Annotated in this window: 8 protein-coding genes; 2 read left to right on the forward strand and 6 right to left on the reverse strand. The window is 63.1% G+C overall.

Annotation, left to right across the window (positions count from 1 at the left end; translation table 11 throughout):
• Positions 1–2 precede the first annotated feature (2 nt).
• Both J5M71_RS09640 and cobA read left to right on the forward strand, forming a co-directional pair.
• Positions 3–1,673, forward strand: coding sequence for a bifunctional protein-serine/threonine kinase/phosphatase (locus J5M71_RS09640; protein WP_207831755.1), 1,671 nt, complete (start codon positions 3–5; stop codon positions 1,671–1,673).
• Positions 1,674–1,700: 27 nt separating this feature from the next.
• Positions 1,701–2,441, forward strand: a complete 741-nt coding sequence (gene cobA / locus J5M71_RS09645) for a uroporphyrinogen-III C-methyltransferase (protein WP_207831757.1) — start codon at positions 1,701–1,703, stop codon at positions 2,439–2,441.
• 182 nt (positions 2,442–2,623) lie between these two features.
• Here cobA and J5M71_RS09650 read toward each other — a convergent pair whose 3' ends face one another.
• From J5M71_RS09650 to rraA, 6 genes are all read right to left on the reverse strand, one after another.
• Positions 2,624–3,661, reverse strand: coding sequence for an OmpA family protein (locus tag J5M71_RS09650; RefSeq protein ID WP_063913856.1), 1,038 nt, complete (start codon positions 3,659–3,661; stop codon positions 2,624–2,626).
• A gap of 111 nt (positions 3,662–3,772) precedes the next feature.
• The gene (sigX, locus tag J5M71_RS09655; RefSeq protein ID WP_003248665.1) at positions 3,773–4,339 is read right to left on the reverse strand and encodes an RNA polymerase sigma factor SigX; all 567 of its coding nucleotides are present in this window, start codon (positions 4,337–4,339) and stop codon (positions 3,773–3,775) included.
• A 112-nt stretch (positions 4,340–4,451) separates the two neighbouring features.
• On the reverse strand, positions 4,452–5,276 hold the full coding sequence (locus J5M71_RS09660; protein WP_004376138.1) for a mechanosensitive ion channel domain-containing protein: 825 nt from the start codon (positions 5,274–5,276) through the stop codon (positions 4,452–4,454).
• Between the two features lie 2 nt (positions 5,277–5,278).
• Positions 5,279–5,551 (reverse strand): hypothetical protein, encoded by a 273-nt coding sequence (locus J5M71_RS09665; protein WP_004376140.1) that lies wholly within the window; start codon positions 5,549–5,551, stop codon positions 5,279–5,281.
• Between the two features lie 122 nt (positions 5,552–5,673).
• Complete coding sequence (locus tag J5M71_RS09670) at positions 5,674–6,669, reverse strand: zinc transporter ZntB (RefSeq protein WP_207831759.1); 996 nt, start codon at positions 6,667–6,669, stop codon at positions 5,674–5,676.
• Between the two features lie 27 nt (positions 6,670–6,696).
• The gene (rraA, locus tag J5M71_RS09675) at positions 6,697–7,188 is read right to left on the reverse strand and encodes a ribonuclease E activity regulator RraA (RefSeq protein WP_207831761.1); all 492 of its coding nucleotides are present in this window, start codon (positions 7,186–7,188) and stop codon (positions 6,697–6,699) included.
• Between the last annotated feature and the right edge of the window lie 243 nt (positions 7,189–7,431).

Below are 7,431 nucleotides of genomic sequence, written 5' to 3' on the forward strand. Positions count from 1 at the left end.
CCATGAGCCTGCAACTGAGCTTTGCCCAGGCCAGCGCCACCGGGCCACGCGAGGAAAACCAGGACGCCCTGCGCCTGGTTACCCCGGCGCCGGAGCTGGCCGCCAGCAAGGGCTACCTGTTCGCCCTCGCCGACGGCGTCAGCCAATGTGCCGATGGCGGCCTGGCAGCCCGGGCCAGCCTGCAGGCGCTGGCCCTGGACTACTACGCTACCCCCGCAACCTGGAGCGTGCCCCAGGCTCTCGACCGCCTGCTGCTGGCGCAGAACCGCTGGCTGCGTGCCCAAGGTAACGGCCAGCCATTGCTGACCACCCTCAGCGCGCTGGTGCTGCGTGGCCGGCGCTTTACCCTGGCACACGTAGGCGACTGCCGCGTGTATCGCTGGCACGCCGGGCGCCTGCAGTGCCTGAGTAAAGACCATGTGTGGGACCAGCCCGGCATGCAGCATGTGCTCAAGCGCGCGCTGGGCCTGGACCAGCAGCTGCTGGTGGATTATCTGGAAGGCGAGCTGCAGCCAGGCGAGCGTTTTCTGTTGCTGAGTGATGGCGTATGGGCCAGCCTGGGCGACCAGCACATCCAGGCGGTGCTGCGCGAGCAACCCGACCTGCAACTGGCCGTCGACACCCTGGTCGCCAGCGCGCACTTCAACGGCAGCCAGGACAACGCCAGCGCCTTGCTGGTGCAGGTCGAGCAACTGGGCACAGCCAACCTGGGTGACACCCTGGCGCAGTTGCAGCAATGGCCGGTGCCCGGCCCGCTGCGTGAGGGCCAGGCCATCGATGGCTGGCAAGCCGAAAAGCTGCTTTCGCACAGCCGCCAGTCACTGCTGTACCGGGTGCGCGATGGCCAGGGCCAAGCCTGGCTGCTGAAGACCCTGCCCGCCGCACGCGAGCAGGAGCCCGGCGCAGCACAAGGGCTGTTGCTGGAAGAGTGGTTCCTGCGCCGGGTCGCTGGCCGGCACTTCCCCGAACTGCACGCAGCCAGCCAGCGCCAGCACCTGTACTACGTGATGCGCGAATACCCCGGCCAGAGTCTGGCGGCGCTGCTGGCCGAACACGGCCCGCTGCCCATGCCGCAGTGGCTGGAGCTGGCCCGGCAACTGCTGCAGGCGGTCGGCGTACTGCACCGGCGCAACCTGCTGCACCGCGACATCAAGCCAGAGAACCTGCACCTGGGCAGCGATGGCCAGCTGCGCCTGCTGGACTTCGGCCTGGCTTACTGCCCGGGCCTGTCCGAAGACCCGCAGCATGAGTTGCCGGGCACACCGTCATACATTGCCCCGGAAGCGTTCGACGGCCTGCCGCCCAGTCCACGCCAGGACCTGTATGCCGTGGGCGTAACGCTCTATCACCTGCTGACCGGCCACTATCCGTACGGCGAGGTGGAGGCCTTCCAGCGGCCGCGCTTCGGTCAGCCGGTCAACGCCGCACGCTACCGCCCCGACCTGCCGGAGTGGCTGCAGCACAACCTGCAGCAGGCGCTGGCAGCCGACCCGGCGCAACGCTTCGAAACCGCCGAACACTGGTTGCTGCTGCTCGAACGTGGCGACCGCCAGGAACTGCCCAGCCGGCCACGGCCATTGCTGGAGCGCGAGCCGTTGAAGGTCTGGCGCACCCTGGCCCTGCTGTCCTTGCTGTTCAACCTGATATTGCTGCTCACCCTGCTAAAGGGCTGAACGCGCCTTGCCGATGAGGAAACCCTGATGAATGCAAAAGTCTGGCTGGTTGGTGCTGGCCCTGGTGACCCCGAACTGCTCACCCTCAAGGCTGTACGCGCCTTGCAGCAAGCCGCCGTGGTGATGATCGACGACCTGGTCAACCCGGCGGTGCTGGAGCATTGCCCGCAGGCCCGGGTGATTGCCGTGGGCAAGCGCGGCGGCTGCCGCTCTACGCCGCAGGCGTTCATCCAGCGCCTGATGCTGCGCCATGCGCGGCAAGGGCGCTGCGTGGTACGGCTCAAGGGCGGCGACCCGTGCATCTTCGGCCGTGGCGGTGAAGAGGCGCTGTGGCTGCAGGGACATGGCATCGAGGTGGAAGTGGTCAACGGCATCACCGCCGGCCTGGCCGGCGCCACGCAATGCGGGATTTCCCTGACCTCACGGGGTGTGAGCCGAGGCGTGACGCTGGTCACGGCACATACCCAGGACGACAGCGAGCTGAACTGGGCGGCCTTGGCCCAGGGCGGGACGACGCTGGTGGTGTACATGGGCGTGGCCAGGCTGGAGCAGGTACGCCAAGGGTTGCTGGACGGCGGCATGGCACCGGGGATGCCGGTGGCGATGATCGAGAATGCATCGTTGCCACAGCAGCGGGAGTGCAGGAGCGATGTGCGGGGGATGGTGGAGGATGCGCGGAGGTTTGGCTTGCGTAGCCCGGCGATATTGGTGATTGGGGAGGTGGTTGGGGAACAGGTGGTTCAGGAATTGGTGGCAATTGCAGGATGATACAGTGCCTGTAAAGGCCCCTTCGCGGGCTTGCCCGCTCCCACAGGTTCGTCGTATCCCGCAGGCTATGCGCAATCTCTGTGGGAGCGGGCAAGCCCGCGAAAGGGCCGACACACACCCCACAAATCCCAGGCAAAGAAAAACCCGGCCGAGGCCGGGTTTTTCATCAAGCTTCAAACCAATTACTTGGCCTGGGCTTCTACCTGAGCTTCAACGCGACGGTTGATAGCGCGGCCTTCTTCGGTGGCGTTGTCGGCAACCGGACGGGTTTCGCCGTAGCCAACCGAGTCAACACGGCTGGATTCTACGCCGTACTGCTGGGTCAGGACCTGCTTGACAGCGTTGGCACGACGCTCGGACAGCTTCTGGTTGTAAGCGTCTGGGCCGACGGAGTCAGTGTGACCTTCCACGGTGGTGGTGGTCTGTGGGTACTGCTTCATGAAGTCAGCCAGGTTCTTGATGTCGCCGTAGCTGTTTGGCTTGACGACCGACTTGTCGAAGTCGAACTTGACGTCCAGCTCAACGCGAACGACTTCGGCAACAGCCGGGCAGCCATCGGCGTCAACGGTAACGTTGGCCGGGGTGTCAGGGCACTTGTCGACGTTGTCGCAAACGCCGTCGTTGTCGGAGTCGGAGCACACTTCGGCAACTGGAGCCGGAGCGACTTCAGCTTGCTTCGGGCTACCGCCGAAGTTCAGACCAACACCAACGGTCGGACCCCACTCGGTGTTGCCGTTGTCGATGTTGTACATGGCTTCTACGCCGGCACGGGCGAAGAACATGTCGGTGATGTACCACTTGGCGCCAGCGCCAACGTTGGCGAAGGTGGAGTGGTCGCGGCCGCTACGAGTGGCCTGACCCAGGCTCTCGTGAGCGAAACCGGCGGAAACGTACGGACGCAGAGCGTCGCCCACGGTACCGAAGTGGTAGGTGGCGTCGAGCTTGGTCTTGGAACCTTTGATGTCTTTGTTGAAGACTTCACCACGAGCGTTGTGGGTCTCGTTGTAGCCGAGGTCCAGGGAAACGTCGTCGGTCAGGAAGTAGCCCAGGCGAACACCAGGATTGGTGCCGTCGTTCTTGAAGTTACGTTCGCTGTCGTAGTACTGCTTGGTAACGTTGCCTTCGATTTCTACAGCGCCTTGGCCTTGAGCCAGAACGCCGAAAGAAGTAGCAGCGACGAGCGAGCCAATGGCCAAGCCCAAGGTGTTTTTCAATTTCATCCGTTAAATCCCCATCTGGTGATAGTTAAGCAGTCCCACCACAAACAAGGGGGACAACTCGACGGCTAGTCTAGCAGAACTCGCCGGTTCGTTAGAGATATTTGCAGGCCACTAAGTTTCATCGAGGCCGGCAAATTTCTCCCGAAGCTTGTCTAGCGCGCGCTTGTAGCGCATTTTCGTGGCGCTCAGGCCCATGTGCATGATGTCGGCGATTTCCTGAAATTCCAGCTCTGCGACAAAACGCAGCACCAGGATTTCCCGGTCAATCGGGTTCACATGCACCAGCCATTTGTCCAGCCCGCCTTTTTCTTCCGGCTTCGGAGCCTTGTCTTCGGACGCCTCTTCCACAGGGTCCAGACTCAAGGCATCCATCAACCGACGTTTACGGCGCTCCTTGCGGTACTGGGTAATGCATTCGTTGTAGGTGATGCTGTAGAGCCAGGTCTTGAACTTGGACTTACCCTCGAAGTTCTTCAGCCCGTACAGCACTTTCAACATGACTTCCTGACAGACATCGTCCGCGTCACGGTCGTTCCCCAGATAACGCGCACAGACGTTGAACAGGGTCCGTTGGTAGCGCCGCATGAGCTCCTCATAGGCGCGGGTAACGTGGTACAGCTCCTCATGCGAACGCGCCACCAACTCTTCGTCGGTGAGCTCGCGGGGGTCATAACGCATGGGCGGCGAATGAACTTTATTCAAAACGGATCTGGCCGACAGTCAGGTCAATGTCGCCGCGCGACCCCGTGGGTCGATTTTCGCGGCGGCATACATTAACAGCTTTGTGCGGTTAGCGGCTATTGACTCGCTGTTCAAGCAGCTCGCGGTTGGACAGCGACACCAGTTCGCCATCATCGGTCAGCAGTGTCGTCTTCACCGTACCGATCTCCTCGATATGCCCTTCGACCTCTCCAATCCGCACCTGCTGGCCCACCTGGTACAGCTCGCGCACGTAGATGCCGGCCAGAATCTGCCCGGCGATTTCGCGGCTGCCAAGGCCCATTGCCAGTGCAACGGCCAGACCAACGGTAATCAGCCCGATCACGATCACATGGTTCAGCAGGTCGGTTTTTACCTCCAGCTGGCTGATGGCCACCGAGATGCTGATGATGATCACCAGGCCCTGGGTGATACGCCCCAGGCCCGCCGAGTATTCCAGGCCGATGCCTTCGGCAGCGCCGCGCACCAGGCCGTTGGCCACCTGGGCCAGCAGCACGCCGGCCAGCAGCACCAGGGCTGCGCCGAACACCTTCGGCAGGTACAGGGCGAGCATGTCGAGGGTTGCCGAAACCCGCTCCAGGCCCAGCGATTCAGCGGCCGAGACCAGGAAGATGAGCAGCACGAACCAGTAGACGATCTTGCCGATCAGGGTCGAGATCGGTACCTGGATACCGACCCGGCCGAGCATCTTGGTCAGGCCGGTGCCGGCCATCAGGCGGTCCAGGCCGAACTTGGCCAGCAGTTTGGACAGCAGCGTGTCGAGCAGCTTGGCCACCACGAAACCGAGCAGCACCACGACCAGCGCGCCGAACAGGTTGGGGATGAAGTTCGCTACCTTGGTCCAAAGGGCAGTCATGGCGGTGACCAGGCTCTGGGTCCAGAGATCGAGTTCCATATTCAATCGGCCTTATCTGCTTTGCTGCCGTTGGCAGCGTTGCGGGAAGAGTGTCGACGCACCGGCGCCACATGCGCCGCGCCATTGTTCACGGCGATCAGCAGCGCCTGGCTCCAGCGGCCAAGCAGGCTGAACAGATCACCTGCGCCAACCTGGCGGTTGGCGGTTTTCAGCACGCGACCCAGGCAAGCGGCGTCGTCCCGGTCATCCCGGTCATTGCCGGAGGGTGACGCCTTGAGCAGGTCGCGCAGGGATTCTTCAAACGGATCGTGCATGGGCACCTCGCGCAGTGTCAGTCAGAGACGAGATGGCCGGGCGATGGGTCACACATCGCATTGGGACGAGTGTTTCAAAATGAATGCGTGCCCGCGAAGAGGCCAGAACAGGCAGAACATTTCTAGACCCACCGCAACCGCCGGAACAGCCACCACTGCCCCACCGCCAGCCCCAGCACGATGATGCAGGCAAACAGGAAGCCATAGGGGTTTTCCGCCCCCGGGATGCCCCCGACATTGATGCCCAGCAGCCCGGTGATGAAGCTCATGGGCAGGAAGATGCAGGTGATGATGCCGAAGCGGTACATGGTGCGGTTCATCCGCTCGCTGCGCCGGCGATCCTGGCTTTCCAGCACCAGTGCGGCCCGCTCGCGGGTCAGCTCCAGCTCTTCGAGGTAGCGGATCAGGCTATTGTTCAGCTCGTTCCAGTAATCGGCGTCGGCATCGACGAACCAGCTCCATTTGCTACGCGACAGCTGGGCGTAGATCTCCCGCTGAGGAGCAAGGAAACGCCGCAGACCGGCGGCACGCCGGCGGATCTGCTGCAGGCAGCCGTTCTCCGGAGTGTACCGTTCGTCGGATTCAACCTTTTCTTCCTCCAGGTCGACCAGTTCGGACAGGTCGCTTACCAGGCCCTGAACCTTTTCGGTCAGCAGTTCGCCCATCAGCAGCAACAGCTCGGAAGCCGATTTCGGGCCCCTGCCCTCTTCAAGCTGCTGGAGAATCTCGTCACTGGCGCGCAACGGCCGCAGGCGCAGCGAGATGACCCGCTGCGCCTCGGCGAAGATGCGCACCGAGACCATGTCCTCGGGCTCTGCACCCGGGTTGAGGTTGACCCCGCGCAGGAACAGCAACAGCTGCTCATCGGCCATGGGCAGCAGGCGCGGCCGGGTGTTTTCTTCCAGCAACAGCTCGCAGGCGAACGCACTCAGGCCGCTGTCGCGCAGCAGCCAGGTGCGGGTTTGCGGATGGCTGCGGTCCCAGTGCAGCCACAGGCTCTGCTCGGGTTGCAGTTGCAAGTCGTCCAGCTCGGTACGGGCAATCGAGCGCGCGCCGCCTTTGCCATCGAGCACCAGGGCGTGTACCAGCCCCCACTGCGCGTTGTCTTCCTCGAACATCAAAGCTCCATCAGCGCGGTCGGCGCATCACGCCGGCATTTTCAACGGGCTTGGCGAGACCAGCACGCCATTGTTGTCTGCATACACGTACTCGCCCGGGCGGAAGGTCACCCCGGCGAAGGTCACTGGCACGTTGAGCTCGCCGATGCCGCGCCTGTCGGTCTTCATCGGGTGGCTGGCCAGGGCCTGCACGCCGACGTTGGTCTGGATCAGCACGTCGACGTCACGCACGCAGCCATAGATCACCAGGCCTTCCCAGCCGTTTCTGGCAGCCTTTTCGGCAAGCATGTCACCGAGCAGTGCTCGACGCAGCGAGCCACCACCATCCACGACCAGGACCTTGCCCTTGCCATCGAGCTCGACCTGCTCCTTGACCCGCGAGTTGTCTTCGAAGCACTTGATGGTGACGATCTGGCCGCCGAACGAATCGCGGCCGCCGAAATTGCTGAACATCGGTTCCAGCACCTGCACCAGGTCAGGGTAGGCGTCACACAGGTCGGGCGTTACGTAATGCTGCATGGGAAGCTCCTGTCAGTCACAACGAAAGCGGGTATCGTCCAAGGCTACACCGTAGAGCCCATTGCAGTCATCCGGGACCAGGCAGTCAGTTGTGTTTTGCCTGTTTCGGCCCTTTCGCGGGCACAGGCTCCACCATCACCGTGGACGCATGCACCGGCACCAGCGGATCCCGCAGCCAACGCTCCACCAACGGCCACACCTGCACCTGCGCGGCCTTGCTCACCAGCATGTCGACATGCCCGA

Source organism: Pseudomonas sp. 43(2021) (assembly GCF_017490805.1).
In the GTDB taxonomy this organism is placed as follows: Bacteria; Pseudomonadota; Gammaproteobacteria; order Pseudomonadales; family Pseudomonadaceae; genus Aquipseudomonas.

Coding starts and splice junctions, on each gene's coding strand:
- J5M71_RS09640 (WP_207831755.1), top strand. CDS start 3: ATGAGCCTGCAACTGAGCTTTGCCCAGGCCAGCGCCACCGGGCCACGC.
- cobA (WP_207831757.1), top strand. CDS start 1,701: ATGAATGCAAAAGTCTGGCTGGTTGGTGCTGGCCCTGGTGACCCCGAA.
- J5M71_RS09650 (WP_063913856.1), bottom strand. CDS start 3,661: ATGAAATTGAAAAACACCTTGGGCTTGGCCATTGGCTCGCTCGTCGCT.
- sigX (WP_003248665.1), bottom strand. CDS start 4,339: ATGCGTTATGACCCCCGCGAGCTCACCGACGAAGAGTTGGTGGCGCGT.
- J5M71_RS09660 (WP_004376138.1), bottom strand. CDS start 5,276: ATGGAACTCGATCTCTGGACCCAGAGCCTGGTCACCGCCATGACTGCC.
- J5M71_RS09665 (WP_004376140.1), bottom strand. CDS start 5,551: ATGCACGATCCGTTTGAAGAATCCCTGCGCGACCTGCTCAAGGCGTCA.
- J5M71_RS09670 (WP_207831759.1), bottom strand. CDS start 6,669: ATGTTCGAGGAAGACAACGCGCAGTGGGGGCTGGTACACGCCCTGGTG.
- rraA (WP_207831761.1), bottom strand. CDS start 7,188: ATGCAGCATTACGTAACGCCCGACCTGTGTGACGCCTACCCTGACCTG.